The following is a 21,584-nucleotide window of genomic DNA, read 5'->3' on the forward strand; positions in this document are numbered from 1 at the left end:
TTTTTATTTTAAGTAAATTCAAATGAGTTTATTTTTTTGTAGATATATTCTAATATAAACTATCTATGTTTCTTTTTTACCATAATGATTTATTCAAGTCAATAATTTTTCTATTATTTGGTACTTGTTTTGATATTGCTTGATATGGTTCTTGTAGTATTTTGCATTTATTAAAATCTCCAATGTAATTAATAATATAATTTTGTTCTTTAAACATTCTTGCTCTTCTTGAGGACATAGAAAAATCTGTTTTCCCATTAATTTTTATTTCAATTGGCTTGTTGATTTTTATTTCACATAGTTTATGATTTTCACGTTCGGGTATGCCAATTTCAAAATAGTTATAAAGTAAATGCAAATCAATGCTTGTGTTTTCCTTTATCTCAAAAATATGATACTTGTTGTTTTGAGTTGTTCTAAAGCAATAGATATATTCATTATTTGAATTTGAAATTTTTGTGTAGTTTGTATCTGTCCTTACTAATGTTTCTGCTTGTTTGTTGTCTTCCAGAATAATCAAATCACAGTTTTTAAAATTAGAATTATTTAGGATACATTCAGGAAGATAAAGTTCGTTGTTAGAAACATAACCTGTTTTTGAATGAAAGTCAGTCCAATTCATTTCGTTTTTTCTATCATCAAAAGACTTTTGTGACTTATCATAGATATTTATATTCCGAAATACTTGAAATAATTTTATTGGTCTATCAAAGTTAATTTCTACTTGTTTCATCTTATATTAGTATTAATGTATTTGAGTTTTATAAATTATAAATTAATACTTGACTTATAAGCTATATAAAAAAGTCTGGAGCAAGTTGTGTGCCTGGTTTTACTGCATATTGGTCTAAATTTGTAATGCCTTCAGATTCCAAAACTTCGTCATCTACAAAATAGTTGCCTGTTGTTATCTTAGCATCTCTTTTTAAAATATAGTATGCAGCATCAGCCAATATTTCTGGCTTTCTTGATGCATTCATAATAGAATCGCCACCTAATAAGTTTTGTACAGCAGATGTAGCAATTGTTGTTCTTGGCCATAATCCATTTACACCAATTTTACCTTTAAATTCGCCACTCATGCCTAATACACATAAGCTCATGCCAAATTTTGCAATCGAGTAGCCAACATGGTTTTTAAACCAATGCTCGGTGATTGATGTTAATGGTGGTGATAAATTTAAAATATGTGGATTTTCTGATTTTAATAAATATGGAATGCATTTTTGTGAACAAAGATAGGTGCCTCTTGTATTGATGTCTTGCATTAAATCGTAGCGTTTCATATCCAATGCAAGCGTAGGTGTTAGGTTGATAGCAGATGCATTATTAATTAAAATATCTATGCCACCAAAAGTTTCTACTGTTTGTTGTACAGCATTAATTACTTCATCTTCATTTCTTATATCACATTTTATAGCTAAGCCTTTTCCACCTGCTTTTTCCATATCTTCGGCTGCAATAAATATAGTACCAGGCAATTTTGGATGTGGCTCTGTGCTTTTTGCGGCAATGACTATGTTTGCACCTTCTTTAGCAAGTCGCATGCCTATAGCGTGTCCAATTCCACGTGTTCCGCCTGAGATAAATACTGTTTTGTTTTTGAATGACATTGTTTTGAATTTTATTTAGTAATAATTTTTATTTGATTTGATATTCTGCACGCACAGTGATTGATGCAGTTTTGTTTTTACTAGAAGTATTAAATGTTCCACCATAGCTATAATCTTCATCAGAATTTTGTCCTGTAATTTGAAAAATACCCATGCTTGCTTTTATTAATTTTCCTAAAGATGATTTTGAATTGTTTGCTATTGTTTTTGCTCTTATGTTGGCATCCTCAGATGCTTTTGCCAATAAATCTATTTTTAAGTCTTTTAGTTTGGTGTAATAATATCTTGGCGCATAAGAATTTATTTCAATGCCTTGGTCAATCAATTGTGCAATGTCTTTATAGATGTTTTCTACTTTGCTAATTTCTTTAGATTCCACAATTACATCAGAAGAAAGATTGTATCCATTAAAACGTTGCGTGTAGTTGCCATACTCATCTCTAGATGAAACAAAATCTTTGTTGATAGTGATAGCTGAAAACGTAATTTCTGATGGGTTTATTTCTTTTTGAGTTAAATAGCTTTTTACTTTTGCTTGGTCAGCTTTTAATGATGCGTAGGCTTCTTTCATATCAAACGATTGTCTATTGAAACTTCCTTCCCAAACAATCAAATCACTCACAAAATCATGTTCTGCCAATCCTGTTACTAAGATTGTTTGTTGTTTCTTTGTTTTGTATTTGAAAGCATTAGCTACCATAAAAGTACCAATGATGAACGATAGTCCAATTATGAGTGCAACTATCTTTTTTGTATTTTCCATGTTTAATGTTATTTTATGGTCTAAGTTAATTAATTTTGATGATTTTAAATATTAGCAACAATATAATTCTTAATTTTTAATTTTGCACATGCACGATAAAGTTATCATCTTCGATTTTGGTTCTCAATACACTCAGTTAATTGCACGTAGAATTAGAGAATTGAGTGTTTATTGTGAAATTGTACCATACAATACATCAATAGATAAGATAGTTACATCAGATGTAAAAGGTGTTATTTTATCAGGTAGTCCTTTTTCTGTTTTACAAGATAATGCATTGTTGTTTCCATTATTAGAATTATTACAACAAAAGAATCAATTGCCAGTTTTAGGTGTTTGCTATGGTGCACAATATATGGCAAAAGTATTTGCAGGAAAAGTAGAGAAATCTGCAAAAAGAGAATACGGTAGAGCAAATTTGATTATAAATAATGATGAAAATCTATTAAAAAATATTCCAAATAACAGTCAAATATGGATGTCGCATGGAGATTCTATCTTAGAATTACCAATTGATGCAGAATTGTTAGCATCTACCCACGATATTCCTGTTGCTGCTTTCAAATTGATAGATAAGCCAGTTTATGGTATTCAATTTCATCCAGAAGTTACTCATAGCTTAGATGGTTTGCAAATAATCAAGAATTTTGTAGTTGATATCTGCCAATGTAAGCAAGATTGGTCAGCAGAATCATTCATTCAAGAAACGGTACAAGAACTAAAAAATGTAGTTGGCACGGAAAATGTAGTATTAGGTTTGAGTGGTGGAGTTGATTCAAGCGTAGCTGCACTATTATTACACAAAGCAATAGGAAAACAATTGTATTGCATTTTTGTAAATAATGGGTTGTTGCGATATAAAGAATATGAAAATGTATTAGAAAGTTATAAAGAATTAGGATTAAATATTATTGGTTGTGATGTGTCTGAAAGATTTTATAGTGAGTTGGAAGGCATAACAGAACCAGAAGCAAAAAGAAAAATTATAGGTAAGGTGTTTATAGATGTATTTCAGGAAGAAGCAAGTAAATTAGAAAACGTTACTTATTTGGCTCAAGGTACCATTTATCCAGATGTGATAGAGTCAGTTTCTGTACACGGACCATCAGCAAAAATAAAATCGCACCATAATGTAGGTGGTTTGCCAGAGAAAATGCATCTTAAAATTATCGAACCACTTAGAAAACTATTTAAAGATGAAGTAAGACGAGTTGGTAAAGCACTAAAATTACCAGACAATATTTTGAATAGACATCCATTTCCTGGTCCAGGATTAAGCATTAGAATATTAAGTGATATTACAGCAGAAAAAGTAAAAATGCTACAGCTGGCTGATGCTATTTTTATGGATAGTTTAAAAGAAGATAATTTATATAATGAAGTGTGGCAAGCAGGCGTAATGTTGCTTCCAGTGCAATCAGTTGGTGTAATGGGCGATGAGCGTACCTACGAAAATGTAGTTGCACTACGAGCAGTAAGTTCTGTAGATGGAATGACAGCAGATTGGTGTCATCTGCCATATACTTTTTTAGCAAAAGTTTCAAATAAAATAATTAATAACGTAAAAGGAATAAACAGAGTAGTCTATGATATTAGCTCAAAGCCGCCAGCAACTATTGAATGGGAATAAATTAATGTTATTTTTATTTTCTATTATTTTACTCATCACATCTTGTGGTGCTGGAAAAAGATTGCCTGGCGATAAGTCTAAAAAGAAAGATGCAGAAATAGTAGAGATAAATGTAAAAAGAGATTCAGTTGCAAAATATACAATTCCAGTAGATATTTTGGATATGGATGATGCAAAGCCATCAATACCAGAAATCAATATAGAAAAAGAATCTATAATCAATACTAAGATTGATAGTTTTGTAACTGGAATAGACAATAATATAAAAAATGATTACAGAATTGCTGTAGTATTGCCATTTATGCTCAATCAAATTCCAATTAGTGGTGTTTATGTTGATGATTCTTCTAAGCAATTATTGCCTGATTCTAAAAAAGCTATGGATTTTTATCTTGGATGTAAATTAGCAAAAGAAGAAAATGAGTCTTATAACAAAAATGTAAATGTATATTTTGTTGATGATAAAAATAGTAGTGATGAGTTGAATACATTAATGCAATCGCCAGTACTTAAAAATGCAGACTATATTGTAGCACCATTTAATGCAACACAAGTAAAATTATTGTCAGAGTTTGCCAAACAAAATCAAAAACCATTGTTTTCTCCAATTACAAATTCTATATATTCAGTAAAAAATAATCCATTTTTTTACAGTGTCACTCCAAGTTTGTATGCACAATACCAATATATCATTCAAACAATTCAACAAAATCAGCTAAATCAAAAAATAGAAATAATATATGATGACGCTGATACTGTTTCTGAAAAAATCGCATTCTTAAAAAATATTATCGAACAAAACAGTACTTATCCAAATACTTCTATCGACTATGTAACTTATAATTTGAAATCATCAGATAATATAGCACAAAAATTGTATACTACTGATACAATTTCTAAAAGGAATATTGTTATACTTTCATCAAATGAATTGTACATAAAGAATGTTATTAATAAATTAGCTTCAATAAAGAATCCATTAGATATTTATGCAAATTCAAAAATTAAATTTTCAAAATCATTAATTACAGCAAAGAATTTTAAACACAATTTATATACAATCTACGCTTATAATACCAATACAGATACCAAGCTATTCAATCAAAAATATCAAGATAATTTTGTTAAAGAACCAACAGAGTTATCCTATTTAGGCTACGATTTATTACAGTTTTTATTGATGAGAATTGAAAATAATAAGAGTTTCTTAGAAAAAGATGATTTATCGTATTCAACTTATCTACAATCAGACTTTAATTTTATACCAAGTATAAGTAATTCAAAATCAATAGATTATTATGATAATTTAAGTCTTAAGCTATATAAATGGAATAGTGGCGCTTTTATTAAAAACGAATAGTAACCATTTTTAGTGCATTTTTAATATATTCCGAAAATCTTTATCTTTTTGTTAATAAAATAATAGTGTTATTTTATACGAAAATGCTATATTTGCACCTCGTTTAAAAAAATATCATGAGCAAAGGTACTAGAATTTTTATTGTTGCATTTACTGCACTTATTGTTTTATTATGTGTTTATTACCTATCATTTACCTTCAAAGTAAATTCTATAGAGAAAAATGCAATGAAAATTGCAGAAGAGAAAGTAAAAATGGATGATCCTAAATTAAGATATCCAAATAATGAATTAATGCAGTTTTTATATCAAGATACGATAAGACAAGAGCGTATAAACTATAAAAACAGATATTTAGATTCAATTCAAAATGAAAAAGTATACTTAGGTAGCACTTACAAACAAGCAAAAGAACAACAATTAAATCTTGGTTTGGATTTGCAAGGTGGAATGATTGTTGTACTTCAAGTTTCATTCAAAGAGTTATTTACTTCAATGTCTGATGATAACAGAGATCCAAACTTTGTAAAAGCATTAGAACAAGCAGAAACAAAAATGCAATCTAGTCAAGATGACTATATTAGTTTGTTTATTAAAGAATACAAACAACTAAGTCCAAGTTCTAAATTAGCACCACTTTTTGCAACCAGACAATATGCTGATAGAATAAAACACACATCATCAGATGGTGATGTAGAAAAAGTAATTAGAGAAGAAGCATCTTCTGCAATACAAAGAACTTATAGTATCATTACATCAAGAATTGACCAATTTGGTACTAAACAACCTACAGTAAGTTTAGATCCAAATAAAGCACGTATAACAGTGGAAATTGCAGGTGTTGATAATCCAGCTCGTGTAAGAAAATTATTACAAGCAACAGCTAACCTAGAATTTTGGGAAACATACAAAGCAAACCAAATCGGAAACTCATTAAATAAAGCAAATGATGTTTTAAAAGTAGTTTTAGGTAATCAAAAATCTTCTACAAAAGATACAACTAAAAATCTATTAGATAATATATTAGAATCAGGTTCAACAACAGAACAACAAAGCACTGATACAACAAAAGATATATTAGGAAATGTAGGTAAGAAAAATAATGCAAGTACAGATACTTCACAAGCTGCAAGAATTGAAGAATACAAACAAGACAATCCATTGTTTAGTATTTTATTTCCGTCTGTAGACCAAAATAATAGATACAATGAAAGTCCAATGATAGGCTATGCAAGAGCATTAGATACTGCATTGTTAAATCAATATTTAAGTTATCCAGAAGTATTAGATGCATTTCCAAAAGACATCGCATTCATGTATAGCTTAAAGCCACTTGGTGATCAAGATGATCCAAAAAATAAAGTGAAAGTATTTGGTTTATATGCAATCAAAAAAGGTTCAACAGATGGTGATGCACCATTAGATGGAAGTGCAGTTACTGACTCTAGAAAAGACATTGACCAATCTGGACAAGTAGTTGTAAACATGCAAATGAATGGCGAAGGCGCAAGAACTTGGAGTGATTTAACTAAAAAGAATATTGGGAATCATATTGCAATTGCTGTAGATAATCAAGTAGTTTCGGCACCAATTGTAAATACACAAATTGATGGTGGAAATTCAGTAATTCAAGGTGGATTTACACAAGAAGAAGCACAAGATTTATCAAACATGCTAAAAATTGGTAAGTTACCAGCATCAGCAAAAATAATTGAGGAAGAATTAGTTGGACCATCATTAGGTGAACAATCTATCAGAGCAGGATTAATAGCATTAGGAGCAAGTATCTTATTAATATTTATTTTTATGATGGTTTTCTATTCATCAGGTGGTTTAATTGCCAGCTTAATGATGATATTAAACTTATTCTTAATCATAGGTTTAATGGCTGGTCTACCTTTCGGATTTACATTAACACTTCCAGGTATTGCTGGTTTAGTACTTACTTTAGGTATGGCAGTAGATGCTAACGTAATTATCTATGAGCGAATAAAAGAAGAAATAAGATCAGGAAAATCCTTGATTGCATCGATGAAAGATGGTTTTCAACATTCACTTGCAGCAATCATAGATGGTAATATTACAACATTAATTACAGGATTAATTTTAGGTGCAATAGGTATGGGACCAATCACTGGATTTGCTGTTACATTATGTATTGGTATTTTAACTACATTATTTACAGCAGTATTGCTAACAAAATTATTTGTAGATTTTCAAGCTGATAGAGGTAAAACATACAACTATGTTACATCGTATACAAAAAACTTTTTACAAGGATATAATTTTGATTTTATAGGTAAAAGAAAATTTGCATATATTTTATCAACTACTATCATCGTTTTAGGTATTGTATCTATGGTTACTAAAGGCTTTGATTTAGGTATTGATTTTGAAGGTGGTCGTGAGTATAGAGTGCGTTTCGAACAACCAGTCAATACGACAGATATTAGAAATGAATTAGATAAAGTACTAGGAAATGGTACAGTTGTAAAGCAATTTGGAGCAGCAAATCAAGTAAAAATTACAACAAAATATTTAATTAAAAAGAATAACAAAGAAGCAGATGAAAAAGCAGAAAAAGCTGTATATAATGGATTGTCTAAGTTTATTGGAAATACAACTTATGAGAATTTTAAAACAGCTAATGTATTGAGTTCTACAAAAGTAGATCCATCAATATCTGTAGATTTTAGAAATAGCTCTATTAAAGCTACAATATTGTCATTGTTAGCAATATTTGTATATATATTTATAAGATTTAGAAAGTATGGATATTCAGTAGGTGCAGTAGTTGCAACCTTACATGATGCTATCATTGTAATATGTATATTCTCGATATTCCATGGAATATTACCTTTCCCATTAGAAATTGACCAAACATTTATTGCAGCAATTTTAACGATAATAGGTTATTCAATAAACGATACAGTAATCATCTTTGACAGATTGAGAGAGTATTTAAAAGAAAATCCTAAGGCAGATATGAAAGATACCATGAATGCAGCTATCAATAGTACATTGTCAAGAACATTTAATACTGCATTTACAGTGTTTATTGTGGTATTTATCTTATTCTTGTTTGGTGGTTCAGTATTGAAAGGATTTTCATTCGCAATGTTATTAGGCGTAATTATTGGTATCTACTCATCAGTATTTATTGCTTCACCAATTATGTATGATATAGATAAAGGGAAAAGTTTAGGACATAATACAACAAGTGTTGCATCAGCAACTAATACAAAGAAAAAGAATAGCAAGTAAATAACTTTTACTCAATATTAATAAGGCAAATCTATTTAGATTTGCCTTATTACGTTAATGATAAAGTTGTCTTATTTCTTTATTTGAAATTTTATTTTACTTGGATCTATTATAAGTGAATCCATTCCAGAAACACGTAATGGTTTGTCAAATTTAGCTGTTGTATTTAAGTTAGTATTAAAGCTCGTTTCAATATTCTCATTAAGCGTTTGTACCTCAGCAGTAAATGGTTTTGTAACAGGTGCAGAAATTAATTTCTTTAAAGGAATACGCACATTTTGATTTACAGGAACTTCCAATTCTCCTTGTATTTTTACTTTCTGTTTGATAGGCACTTGAGCGACAACAGGAATTATAGTTTTAAAAGGAATAGTATAATCTTGTGCATCCAAAATTAATGTGTCATTTACTTGTAATGGTTGATTGATGGGTATCTTTACTTTTACAGGAATTTCGGCTTTTACAGGCAATGAAATATTGAAAAATCGTTTAAAATTAGTTCTAATTTTTGTATCTAATGGAATCGAAAAGTCAACATCTAAAGAATCTTCAATTTTAAGTTTTTTATTAAATGGAATCACTAAGTTGTTCAATCCAATTTCGCTTTCATCTAATATAATATCAACTGGCAGATCAAATTTTAAATCTAATACTTGATCCATAAAAATTTCAGTATTCAAAGGTACAGTTAAATTCATTTTTAATGGTACATCAATTACTTCATTCAAATTTATACTAAGTGGTTCGCTCACATTTATTTTAGTATTCAAATTGCTTTTTAGTTGTATGCCAATGTTGTCAGTCACATTTACACTTAATGGTACCTCATCATCAATTTTGATATTCATTGGTTTATCTACATTCATCATCACTTGAGTTTTTTTCATCAAAAGTATACCAAGTAAAATTCCAATAATAAGTAGCAAAATAGGTGTAGTAAATTTTTTCATAAGCATTAGAATTTATTATCTTAACAATATAGCAATATTCTGTTGAATATACTATCAAGCAATATTATATAAATTTAGTATCAGTGACTAGAAAGATTGTATATAATTTTGAAGACGTAGACTATTATAGATTTAGCGTTTATAGAATGAGCAAAAATGTTCAAACTGTATATACTTATCTTATTGATGATGTGTTGATAGATACAGCACAAAGACATAATAGAGATAATTTATATTCAATTCTAAAGGACAAAAATATTTCAAAAATTTTGCTCACGCATCATCACGAAGACCATTCTGGGAATCTTGGTTATCTAATAAAAAAATTACAAATTCCAGCATATGGTCATCAATATGCACATGATATTTTAAAAAATGGATACACAATTTCGCCTTTGTCTGCCATGCTGAGTGGAAAAGTAGATAAAGCAAATATTAATGTAATTCATGATAATGAAATAATAGAAACAGAAAATCATCAATTAAAAGCAATTTATACACCAGGGCATTCGCCAGACCATTTTTGTTATTATGAACCAAATAAAGGTTGGTTATTTAGTGGAGATTTGTATGTAGCAGATAAAATAAAATATTTTGCAAGATTCGAAAGTTTATTAACACAAATTGAATCATTAAAGAAATTAATACAATTAGATTTTGATGTTTTGTTTTGTTCGCACAATCCAAAAGTAGAACATGGCAAAGAAAGATTAACACGGAAACTAGAGTTTTTCCAAGACTTTGCACAAACAGTTACAAGCTATCACAAACAAGGATACACACAAAAAGAAATTTTCAGTAAAATGGATTTGAAGGAAAATTATCTAAATAAATTCATCACATTTGGTGGTTTCTGTGCCGAAAATATGATATACAGTGTGTTACGTGACCTAAGAAACAAGCAATAATACTATTATTGAATTATCATTTTTTCTGCTAACATATTGTAAATATGCCATTTGAATTTTATTTCTGAAAAAAAATTCTTTTATTTGTGCAGATTTTAAAGGCAATTTTATTTTATAATTGCCAATAAGATATTTTGTACAATCAAATCCTATATTATGACAAAAAACTTACTGATAGTAGAGTCACCAGCAAAAGCAAAAACTATTGAAAAAATTTTAGGCAAAGATTTCACTGTAAAGTCATGCTTTGGACATATTCGCGATTTAGCTAAAAAAGATATGGGTGTTGATATTAATAATAATTTCGCACCTAAATATATAATATCAGAAGACAAAGAAAAAGTCGTTAAAGAATTACAGAAATTAGCGAAAGATGCAGAAGTGTGGTTAGCAACGGATGAGGATCGTGAAGGTGAAGCCATTTCATGGCATTTGTGCGAAGTATTAAATCTTGATATGAACACAACCAAACGAATTGTTTTTAATGAGATTACAGCACCAGCAATAAAAAATGCAGTAGCACATCCAAGATTGATTGACCAAAATTTATTCTATGCACAACAAGCACGTAGAGTTTTAGATAGAGTAGTAGGTTTTGAGTTGTCACCAGTATTATGGAAAAAATTAGGACGAAGAACATTATCAGCAGGAAGAGTACAATCTGTGGCTGTTCGATTAGTAGTAGAAAGAGAAAGAGAAATTATACATTTTAATTCAGAATCATTCTATAAAGTAGTAGCCTATTTTATTTCTGATAAAAAAGTATTTAAAGCAGAATTGTCTGAGAAATTTAAAGAAGAAGCAGTTGCTAAAGATTTCTTAGAAGCATGCAAAGATGCAATATTTAAAATCAAAGACATACAAGTAAAGCCAACACAAAAAAGTCCATCAGCACCATTTACAACATCTACATTACAACAAGAAGCATCACGAAAATTAGGATTTTCAGTTTCAAGAACAATGCTTGTTGCACAAAAATTGTACGAAGCAGGTAAGATTACTTACATGAGAACTGACTCACCAAACTTATCTGAATTAGCATTGAATTCAATCAATTCGTACATCAATAAAGAATTTGGAAATGAGTATGCAAACAAAAGACAATACAGTAGCAAAAACTCAAATGCACAAGAAGCTCACGAAGCAATACGACCAACATATATAGAAAATACTAACGAAGGTAGTAATAGAGACGAAGAAAAATTATATCAACTAATTTGGAAAAGAACTATTGCATCGCAGATGAGTAATGCAAGACTAGAAAAAACAGTAGCAAAAATTGATATATCAAACAGAAAAGAAATTTTTTCAGCAGAAGGAGAAGTGCTAAAATTTGAAGGATTCTTAAAAGTATATATAGAAAGTACAGACGATGAAGAGCAAGAAGAAACAGGTATGTTGCCAGCACTTAATGTAAATCAAGTTTTAGAGTACAAAAATATAGAAGCAAGACAACGATTTTCGCAACCACCATCAAGATATACTGAAGCAAGTTTAATTAAGAAATTAGAAGAATTAGGCATTGGTCGTCCATCAACTTATGCACCAACAATTTCTACCATACAAAATAGAGAATATGTAAGCAAAGGCGAAGCTGAAGGCAAACCAAGAGCATACAATAAATTAGAACTCAATCAAAATAAAGAAATAGTGTTAGAAACTTTGTCTGAAAATACAGGCTCATTAAAAGGAAAATTAATTCCAACAGATATTGGTTCTTTAGTTTGCGATTATCTAGTAAAACATTTTCCAAAAATTATGGATTATTCTTTTACTGCAGATATGGAAAAAGATTTTGACTTAATTGCTGAAGGTAGTAAAGAATGGACAAAATCATTAACACAATTTTATACACCATTTCACAAAGATATTGAAGCATCAGAAGGTACAGATTATGTAACAGGAGAAAGAGTATTAGGTGTTGAATCAGAATCAAAAAAACAAATCGTTGCAAAACTAGGTAGATATGGCCCAATGATACAAGTTGGAAGTGTAGATGATGAAGAAAAACCAAAATACGCCAAACTAAGAAACGGACAAAGTATAGAAACGATTACATTAGAAGAAGCATTAGAATTATTCAAATTACCACTTTCTTTAGGAAATTATAACAACGAAGAAGTTATAGTAAGTGATGGTAGATTTGGACCATATATAAAATATAATGAACAATTTATTTCGTTGCCAAAAGGAGAAGAACCTACAGAAGTAACTTTAGAAAGAGCAATAGAATTAATACAACAAAAACAAGATGCTGACGCACCAATTGCATACTATCAAAACTTGCCAGTGTCAAAAGGAAAAGGCAGATTTGGTCCATACATTAAATGGAATGATATGTTCATCAATATTCCAAGAGCATACAATTTTGATACACTAACGCAAAAGATTGCGATGAATTGATAGAAAAAAATTGAGAAAGAAGCCAATAGAGTAATACTCAGTTTTCCTGAAGAGAAAATAAATATAGAAAATGCACGTTGGGGGCCAATTATCAAATTCAATAAAAAAATATTAAAACTTACAGGAAAAAAATACACAAGCGAAGAAGCAGCTTTATTGACATTAGAAGAAGTGAAAAAAATGATAGAAGCACAAGTGCCAAATGCTTTTGAGAAAAAAACAAAGAAAGCACCAGCCAAAAAAGCGCCAGCAAAGAAAGCAGCAACCAAAAGCACAAGTAAAAAATAAAAAACTTTTTTGAAGATATAAATGTTATAGACAAATGAAAAAACAAGCTACAGTATTTGATGAAATAGTAAATAGTAGACGTTCTGTAAGAATATATGATGCCAATGCACCTTTTGATGAAGAAGTTGTAATGAGAAGTTTAGAAAGAGCAACATTAGCACCAAACTCAAGTAATTTACAGCTTTGGGAATTTTATAGAGTAAAAACACCAAGCAAAAAGAAAGAATTAGCAAAATATTGCCTTGGACAAAGAGCAGCTACAACAGCAAATGAATTAATTGTTTTTGTAACTCGAAAAGACAAATGGAATAAACACGCAAAATTTGTTTTAGAAGAAGCAAAAAAACAATTCCCATCAAAAATTGGCAAAAAAGAACAATTGATAATTGACTATTACAGCAAAGTAATTCCAACACTATATTTTTCTGATCCATTAGATCTGGTTGGTGCATTTAAAAAAGTAGCAGCAAATGTTGGCGGAATGTTTCAGCCATTGCCAAAACAAGTTACAGCAACAGACATAAGAATTGTAGTGCATAAAAGTTGCGCACTTGCAGCACAAACATTTATGTTGAGCATGTCTGCCGAAGGTTATGATACATGCCCAATGGAAGGTTTTGATTCTGATAAAGTAAAGAAATTCCTAAACCTACCAGCATCAGCAGAAATTTGTATGGTAGTTTCTGTAGGCAAAGCAGCACCAGAAGGTATTTATGGAGATAGAGTACGTATTCCAAAAGAAGAAATAATAAAAGTGATATAAATTTGTTTTTTTTATGCTTTTTATCATTTTAAATATGACTATTTTGATATAAATTCGCCACAAATAAAAAATTATATTATGTCAGAATTAAAGTATCTACAAGAACTACATGCAGAGCATAAAGCATGGTTAAACACTATCAAGTTTTATGATGATGATTTGAAAGTATTGCAAAATAGATTATCAGAAGTATCTATAAAAAATACAGACAAAGAATTCCATGCAATGATTGAGCGTTTCCAAAATAAATTAATTATTCAAAAAGAACAAATTGATATTTTGACACATGAAATCAATCAACATGAACAAGAAATTCTAAAAAATATAGAAGAAAATCCGATTGCCACAGACCATAGAAAAGTAAATGACCATGCAGACACAAGAGATAAAGTTCAAACATTTGAACTAATTTTTAATAATCTTAGAAAAGATTTAATAAAATTTACATCAACTTGGATGTAAGTAATTACATTATTTTATAAGAAGAAGGCATTGTAGAAATACAATGCCTTCTTTGATTTATGAGAAAAATATTCTAGTGAATATTAAACACAAATGGAATTCTTGCTTGTGGTTTGGTGTATTGTTTTAGCTTCTCAATTTCTTTATAAGAACTAATTTCTTTTCTAAAAAACTTTGCAACCCTTTCACAGCAGGATACTGTACAACATTTATAGCGTTCAATTTTGCCAATTTTTTTGCTTCCGCAATGGCATCATCAAGCGTACCAATATTATCAATCAATCCAATAGCTTTAGCATCTACGCCACTATAAATTCTTCCTTTTGCAATATTTGTCACTTGTTCTGCGCTCAGTTTTCTAGCATCAGCAACACGTTTTTTAAATAAAGTATAAATTGCATCAATATCACGTTGCATGGCAGCATTTTCTATTGGTGTCCATGCTCTTGTGCTGTTGCCAAAATCTGCATATGGATTTGTTTTTACTACATCAGTAGTAATGCCCAATTTATCATTAAACAATTTTTGTGTATTAAATAACATGCCAAAAACGCCAATAGAACCAGTAATTGTATTCTGTTGTGCAAATATCTTATCACTTGCACAAGCTATATAATAGCCACCACTTGCAGCCACATCGCCAAAAGATACTACAATAGGTATTTTCTTTTTCAAATTACTCAAAGCACGCCAAATCTGTTCTGATGCAAAGGCACTGCCACCACCAGAATTTACACGCAATACCAAAGCTTTTACTTCGCCACTATTTGCTTTTTCTTGTATTTCATAAATATGTTTCAAGTAAGTATCTCCAGCTATTGTACCAGATTCAGCATTACCATCTATAATTTCGCCTTCAGCAAACAATACAGCAATTTGATTGCTAGCACTTGTATTATCTTCAGGCGTTATAGATTTTTTGTATTTTTTATAAGATACAAAATTTAGATTCTCATTTTTGCCATAGCCAAGTTTTGTTCTTATTTCATCTAGCAATTCATCTTGATATTTAAGATCATCTACCAAGCCATATTTCTTTGCATCTATAGCTTGAGTAATTTGTAATTGATTGGCAAATCCTATTAATGAATCTGTGCTGATGTTTATTTTTTTAGATAATTTTGATAAATACTCAGCTTGAATGTCTTTTAATAGTTCAGTAAGTTGCAATTCATTTTCTGGACTGTTTTCTTTTAATCTAAATGGTTCTGTGGCACTTTTAAATTCGCCAGCATAGAAAATATTAGGTTGCACACCAACTTTCTCCATTAAGCCAGTAAAAAACATATTTTCTAACACAAAACCATTGAACTCGCAACCAGCAATTGGATTAAGATACATTTTATCTGCATATGCACCAACCAAAAATGTTTTTTGAGTTGCACCGTTGCTATACAAATAAACCAACTTACCAGATTTCTTAAAATCTTCAATAAAATCTAAAAATTGATTTAAAGCAGCAATGCCAAAACTAGCTTTGTCAATATCAATTAATAGTATTTTTATTTTTTTATCAGCTTTCGCTTGCTTCAATACTTCTTGAATGTCAAATAAACCAATAGAACTTGTTCCAGAACTAAATGAAAAGTTCAAGAATGATGCATCATAAGTTCTGTCTGTAATTTCTCCTTCTAAGTTTAAATGTAGTACGGAGTTGCTTTTTATTGCTGTATCTTCACTTGTAGTTGCGCTACTTGCTAGGCTACCTATCATTCCAGTGAGAACAAAAAATAAAATGAACAAGCCTACAAGCACGCCCAAACAAGAGCCAAAAAATATTTTAAAAAAAGTTTTCATATGTGATTAATAATATTTTATTTTCGTAAAAGTAATTCTAATTTTTAATATTTCAATTTGCATACTCTATTTATTTTATTAGGCGACAACAAAGGATATAGATATAAACATATGCTTTTGGCACAATATTTTATTCAACATAAAATTGGAGAAATTGTTTTGAGTTCTTCAATATACGAAACTGCACCATGGCAAGTGAAACACAAAACAAAATATCTCAATCAATGTTTGATGGTAAAAACGCAACTAAGTATTTTCCAATTGCTTAATGCCACTCAGAAAATTGAAAAAATATTAGGCAGAACAAACAAAAGCCAACTGTCATCCAGAACGATTGATATAGATGTATTATTTTATGATAATACTATTGTAGAGACAAAAAATCTTACAATACCACATCCACGTTTGCATCTAAGAAAATTTACATTAATACCATTGAACGAAATAGCAAGTAAAATTGTACATCCAAAATTTAACGAAACCATACAAAAGCTACTAGAAAACTGCGATGACACATCTGTCGTTGAAAAATACAGTATAACCTAAAAATTGCTTATAAGAGCCAACAAAGTTCAAGAGTCAATCCATGGCTGACTGTCAGCTGTCGACTGCCATGCGTTCAAGTGTCAGCACGAGGCGAAGAAAAATCGAAACGGCTGAAATCATATTCTGATAAGAAAAAGAAATTGGCATCAGAAAAATAGCGTTAGAAGATAATGTTTTTATCATACAGAAGCGTAATTGTCATTACCACGAAAGTGGTAATCTCATTATTACTTTGATTTAGGAGATTGCCTTTTACATGGCAATGACATTAAACAATGTCAGCAAAATAAGCAATAAAACGTTCAAGTGTCAGCACGAGGCGAAGAAAAATCGAAACGGCTGAAATCATATTCTGATAAGAAAAAGAAATTGGCATCAGAAAAAAAGCGTTAGAAGATAATGTTTTTATCATACAGAAGCGTAATTGTTATTACCACGAAAGTGGTAATCTCATTATTACTTAGATTTAGGAGATTGCCTTTTACAAGGCAATGACATTAAATAATTTCATTAAGAAAATAGGAAAAAGCGTTCAAGCGTCAGCACGTGGCGAAGAAAAATTGAAACGGCTGAAATTATCGTGCAAAATATGACACAGCAAAATATTTATGTTATAATACAAACTATAAACAAGCACAAATAAAACCAATAAGATGATTTAAAGAAGAGAGATTTTTCGAGCTGAAGCCAATAAGCATGGCAAAGTGCCTCAGTTTGAACTTGATTTTTTTATTACTTTTTTTATCAAGGAAAAAAGTAAGTAAAAGATAAAGCGTAATTTTTCGTAAGCCTTGATTCCTCCTTGTTACTTTCTTTGTATCAAAGGAAAGAAAGTAAATAAAATAAAGATATATAAAAGAATATATTTTATAAAACACCTAACTGCGTTTATGCTTAATACACGTTATAGTAGAAAAATACAATGATAATGCTGTAGATAAAAATATAGTCGAATCTAAATATTACTTACAAAATGCCAAACAACAATGCCAGCACAAACAGAAACATTTAAAGAATGCTTGCTGCCAAATTGTGGAATTTCTATACATGTATCACAAGTATTCATAAATTCCTGACTAACACCATCTACTTCATTGCCAAATATTAAAGCATATTTTTTATCATCTTTTACAATAAAATCTTGTAAAAAGGTAGAGCTATCACTTTGTTCTATGCATATAATTGTATAACCTTTTTCTTTTAAATTTTGTATGCAAGTCTCTTTTTCTTCAATATAAGACCATGTTACAGTTTCTGTAGCACCTAAGGCAGTTTTTTGTATTTCTCTATTGGGTGGTTGCGCTGTGATGCCAACTAAAATAATTTCTTCAATCAAAAAAGCATCTGAAGTTCTAAAAAAAGAACCAACGTTCATGGCACTTCTAATGTTATCCAACACCAAAATGATATTGTGTTTTTTCGCATCAATAAATTCTTCTTTTGTCAGTCTATTGAGTTCAGCTAGCTTTAATTTTTGCATGGTGTATAGAAGATTTTTGCAAATATAACGCATTTTTTTACTGTGGATAATCTGTTGTGTCTACTTTAATATTTATTTTGCTTTGTTCGTATCTTTAGCCAATAATACAAAGCATCATATAAATTCATGAGTACAGCAAAAGTTGAGAAGGAAACGCCATTAATGCAACAGTTTAATAAGATTAAACAAAAATATCCTGATGCTATTTTATTATTTAGAGTAGGTGATTTCTACGAAACTTTTGGCTCAGATGCAGTAAAGGCAGCAGATGTTTTGGGTATTGTGCTTACCAAACGCGCCAATGGTTCTCAAAAAGATTTAGAATTAGCAGGATTTCCTTTTCATGCTGTAGATACTTATTTACCTAAGTTAGTAAAAGCAGGTTATCGTGTAGCTATCTGTGAGCAACTCGAAGACCCTAAATCTACTAAAGGTATTGTAAAAAGAGGCGTTACTGAGTTGATAACGCCAGGCGTTACCATCAATGATAAAATATTAGACCATAAGAGTAATAATTTTTTAGCTTCAGTATTTTATGAAAATGAGCAAGTAGGTGTTGCATTTTTAGATATATCTACTGGTGAGTTTTTTGTAGCACAAGGCAATGTAGATTATTTAGACAAACTATTGCAAAGCTACACACCATCAGAAGTTGTTTTTCCAAAACATCAACAGAAAAAGTTTAATGCAAACTATGCCAATAAATACCATATCTACGCCATTGATGATTGGGTATATCAAGATGATTTTTTAGAGAAAAAACTATTGCAACATTTTCAAGTACAAACGCTCAAAGGCTTTGGTTTAGATAATATCCCAATTGGCATCAAAGCAGCTGGCGCATGTTTGCATTATTTGAATGAAGCTGAGCATAAATCTTTAGAACACATTACGCAGATAAATAGAATTGAGAACAACAATTATGTTTGGCTAGATAGATTTACAGCACGCAACTTAGAACTAATACATACCATGCACGAAAATGGCGTGTCTTTGTTAAATGTTTTAGATAAAACTGTTGCGCCAATGGGCAGCAGAATGATGAAGCGTTGGATAGCCATGCCTTTGAAAAATAAATCATCAATAGATGAAAGATTAAATGCTGTAGAATTTTTAATAAAGGAACAAGAAATTGCTCATCAATTAATTCAAAATATTAAGATAATCGGAGATTTAGAAAGAATCATTTCTAAAGTTTCTTTATCTAAAATATCGCCACGCGAGCTTAATCAACTTAAAAAAGCATTGTTTGCCATTGAAGATATTAAGAATACATGTACGCAAACAAAGCATATCACATTAAATAAAATTGGTGAGCAAATCAATCTATGTACTTCAGTAAAAGAAAAGATTGATAGTACGATTGAGGAACAAGCACCAGTTGCTATTCAGAAAGGAAATACAATAAAGAATGGCGTGTCTAAAGAATTGGATGAGCTACGTGTTATATCTACTTCAGGTAAAGATTATCTTACACAATTACAAAATTCTGAAATAGAAAAAACAGGAATATCTTCTTTGAAAATTGGTTTTAATAATGTGTTTGGATATTTTTTAGAAGTAAGAAACACACATAAAGATAAAGTGCCAACAGAATGGATACGCAAGCAAACATTGGTAAATGCAGAAAGATACATTACACCAGAATTGAAAATTTATGAAGAAAAAATTTTAGGAGCAGAAGAGAAAATATTAAATATTGAAGAAGCTATTTTTAATGAATTGGTGCAATACATTAGTGATTATGTAAAAGTAATACAACTTAATGCATATCTCATTGCACAATTAGATTGTTTGTTGTCATTTGCACATATTGCTCAAAAAAATAATTATAGAAAACCTAATATTAATGATGATAATACTTTAAAGATTAAAGAAGGTAGGCATCCAGTTATTGAGCAACAATTACCTTTGGGCGAACAATATATTCCAAATGATGTGTTTTTGGATAATGATTCACAACAAATTATTATCATCACTGGACCAAATATGAGTGGAAAATCAGCGATACTCAGGCAGACAGCATTGATAGTTTTGATGGCACAAATGGGAAGTTTTGTGCCTGCACAATTTGCAGAAATTGGCATTATAGATAAATTGTTTACTAGAGTAGGTGCAAGTGATAATCTATCTTTGGGCGAATCTACATTTATGGTAGAAATGATAGAAACAGCAAGTATTATTAATAATATCACAGAAAAAAGCTTGGTGTTGCTAGATGAAATCGGTCGTGGTACATCTACGTATGATGGTATTTCTATTGCTTGGAGTTTAGTAGAATATCTTCATAATAATAAGATTGCAAAACCTAAAACTATGTTTGCAACACATTACCATGAGTTGAATGAATTAGCTGATAAATTTGAACGTATCAAAAATTATAATGTTGCAGTACAAGAATCGAATAATAAGGTTGTTTTTCTAAGGAAATTGGTAGAAGGTGGAAGTGGACATAGTTTTGGTATACATGTAGCAAAAATGGCTGGTTTGCCAAATAGTATCATCAATAGAGCAAATGAAATTTTACTTGAATTAGAAAATAATAGAAATATATCTTCTGATATTTCTCAAACATTAAAGAAACTACCAGAAAATCAGAATTTCCAATTGAATATGTTTTCGATGGATGATCCACGATTATTGAAACTCAAAGAAGTAATAGAAAAAGTTGATATCAATTCAATTACACCAGTTGAAGCTTTACTTAAGCTAAATGAATTGAGAAAATTACTTTAATAAAAATATGATGTATTTATTTTAATACTTTTTCGAAAGCTTTTCTTGCAGAACCATTAAAGAATACTTCGCCACAATAAGTATAGCCTAGTTTATCTAATATTTTTAGCATAGGAATATTATCGAAATTGGTGTCCACTTTTATACTAAAAATATTGTTGTTTAGAGCCATTGCTTCAATTAAACCAAAGAGTTTAGTAGCAACACCTTTTCCTTTTACTGAGTTTGCAGTAGCCACACGATGAATAACTACATATTTTTCGTTGCTTAGCCATTGTCCAACTATATTATTGTATGCTGGTTCTATATCAAATATTATTGCAGCATAGGCAATAATTGTGACATCTTCAACAACTACATAGCCATTGTTATTTTCAATGTCGTTATATATTGTTTGCTGATTTGGATAGCCATTTTGCCATTGTTCACTTCCATCTAACCGTCTTTGTTCAATTGCCTGTTGAAGAATTTCCCAAATTTTGTCAGCATCAGCATGACTTGCTTTTCTGAGTTGCATTTTTAAACGAATTATTTTAATCTAAATGTAAATTTAGATATTTGTATTTATTCTTTTTTTTAATTTATTGTTTAGTTCAGATTTTTGTTTTAAATTTGTAACCAT

At 30.0% G+C, this 21,584-nt stretch carries 15 protein-coding genes and 1 pseudogene; 9 read left to right on the top strand and 7 right to left on the bottom strand.

Annotation, left to right across the window (positions count from 1 at the left end):
- Positions 1 to 76 precede the first annotated feature (76 nt).
- From IPK18_12120 to IPK18_12130, 3 genes are all read right to left on the bottom strand, one after another.
- The gene (locus IPK18_12120) at positions 77 to 733 is read right to left on the bottom strand and encodes a hypothetical protein (GenBank protein ID QQR97580.1); all 657 of its coding nucleotides are present in this window, start codon (positions 731 to 733) and stop codon (positions 77 to 79) included.
- A 61-nt stretch (positions 734 to 794) separates the two neighbouring features.
- Positions 795 to 1,613: an NAD(P)-dependent oxidoreductase gene (locus IPK18_12125; GenBank protein ID QQR97581.1), complete on the bottom strand. Its 819-nt coding sequence runs from the start codon at positions 1,611 to 1,613 to the stop codon at positions 795 to 797.
- 28 nt (positions 1,614 to 1,641) lie between these two features.
- On the bottom strand, positions 1,642 to 2,376 hold the full coding sequence (locus IPK18_12130) for an SIMPL domain-containing protein (GenBank protein QQR97582.1): 735 nt from the start codon (positions 2,374 to 2,376) through the stop codon (positions 1,642 to 1,644).
- Between the two features lie 88 nt (positions 2,377 to 2,464).
- On the opposite strand from IPK18_12130, the gene guaA reads away from it, so the two are divergent.
- The 3 genes from guaA to secDF all read left to right on the top strand — a co-directional run bounded on the left by guaA (position 2,465) and on the right by secDF (position 8,629).
- On the top strand, positions 2,465 to 4,006 hold the full coding sequence (gene guaA / locus IPK18_12135; protein ID QQR97583.1) for a glutamine-hydrolyzing GMP synthase: 1,542 nt from the start codon (positions 2,465 to 2,467) through the stop codon (positions 4,004 to 4,006).
- Positions 3,963 to 5,366, top strand: coding sequence for an amino acid ABC transporter substrate-binding protein (locus IPK18_12140; GenBank protein ID QQR97584.1), 1,404 nt, complete (start codon positions 3,963 to 3,965; stop codon positions 5,364 to 5,366). The genes guaA and IPK18_12140 overlap by 44 nt, the downstream gene beginning before the upstream one ends.
- Positions 5,367 to 5,482: 116 nt before the next feature.
- Positions 5,483 to 8,629, top strand: coding sequence for a protein translocase subunit SecDF (gene secDF, locus IPK18_12145; protein QQR97585.1), 3,147 nt, complete (start codon positions 5,483 to 5,485; stop codon positions 8,627 to 8,629).
- Positions 8,630 to 8,700: 71 nt separating this feature from the next.
- Here the strand turns inward: secDF and IPK18_12150 are convergent, their stop codons facing one another.
- Positions 8,701 to 9,579 (bottom strand): hypothetical protein, encoded by an 879-nt coding sequence (locus IPK18_12150; protein ID QQR97586.1) that lies wholly within the window; start codon positions 9,577 to 9,579, stop codon positions 8,701 to 8,703.
- An 83-nt stretch (positions 9,580 to 9,662) separates the two neighbouring features.
- Here IPK18_12150 and IPK18_12155 point away from each other — a divergent pair, with 83 nt between their 5' ends.
- The 4 genes and pseudogenes from IPK18_12155 (at position 9,663) to IPK18_12170 (ending at position 14,403) form a co-directional block, all read left to right on the top strand.
- Positions 9,663 to 10,487 (top strand): MBL fold metallo-hydrolase, encoded by an 825-nt coding sequence (locus IPK18_12155; GenBank protein ID QQR97587.1) that lies wholly within the window; start codon positions 9,663 to 9,665, stop codon positions 10,485 to 10,487.
- Positions 10,488 to 10,643: 156 nt separating this feature from the next.
- Positions 10,644 to 13,178 (top strand): annotated as a pseudogene (gene topA, locus IPK18_12160) (type I DNA topoisomerase).
- A gap of 34 nt (positions 13,179 to 13,212) precedes the next feature.
- Positions 13,213 to 13,941 (top strand): nitroreductase family protein, encoded by a 729-nt coding sequence (locus IPK18_12165; GenBank protein ID QQR97588.1) that lies wholly within the window; start codon positions 13,213 to 13,215, stop codon positions 13,939 to 13,941.
- A gap of 78 nt (positions 13,942 to 14,019) precedes the next feature.
- Positions 14,020 to 14,403 (top strand): hypothetical protein, encoded by a 384-nt coding sequence (locus IPK18_12170; protein ID QQR97589.1) that lies wholly within the window; start codon positions 14,020 to 14,022, stop codon positions 14,401 to 14,403.
- 126 nt (positions 14,404 to 14,529) lie between these two features.
- Here the strand turns inward: IPK18_12170 and sppA are convergent, their stop codons facing one another.
- Entirely contained in the window at positions 14,530 to 16,200 is a 1,671-nt protein-coding gene (sppA, locus tag IPK18_12175; protein ID QQR97590.1) for a signal peptide peptidase SppA, read from the bottom strand.
- A 57-nt stretch (positions 16,201 to 16,257) separates the two neighbouring features.
- On the opposite strand from sppA, the gene folK reads away from it, so the two are divergent.
- On the top strand, positions 16,258 to 16,746 hold the full coding sequence (gene folK, locus IPK18_12180; protein ID QQR97591.1) for a 2-amino-4-hydroxy-6-hydroxymethyldihydropteridine diphosphokinase: 489 nt from the start codon (positions 16,258 to 16,260) through the stop codon (positions 16,744 to 16,746).
- Positions 16,747 to 17,701: 955 nt separating this feature from the next.
- Here folK and IPK18_12185 read toward each other — a convergent pair.
- Positions 17,702 to 18,226, bottom strand: a complete 525-nt coding sequence (locus IPK18_12185; protein ID QQR97592.1) for an RNA methyltransferase — start codon at positions 18,224 to 18,226, stop codon at positions 17,702 to 17,704.
- A 126-nt stretch (positions 18,227 to 18,352) separates the two neighbouring features.
- Between IPK18_12185 and mutS the strand changes: the two genes are divergently transcribed.
- Positions 18,353 to 20,962 (top strand): DNA mismatch repair protein MutS, encoded by a 2,610-nt coding sequence (mutS, locus tag IPK18_12190; GenBank protein QQR97593.1) that lies wholly within the window; start codon positions 18,353 to 18,355, stop codon positions 20,960 to 20,962.
- A 16-nt stretch (positions 20,963 to 20,978) separates the two neighbouring features.
- Here mutS and IPK18_12195 read toward each other — a convergent pair whose 3' ends face one another.
- A complete protein-coding gene (locus IPK18_12195) occupies positions 20,979 to 21,479 on the bottom strand; it encodes a GNAT family N-acetyltransferase (protein QQR97594.1) in 501 nt (166 codons plus the stop codon).
- Positions 21,480 to 21,584 lie beyond the last annotated feature (105 nt).

The sequence above is a fragment of the Sphingobacteriales bacterium genome, assembly GCA_016699615.1.
Classification (GTDB): Bacteria; Bacteroidota; Bacteroidia; order Chitinophagales; family JADIYW01; genus JADJSS01.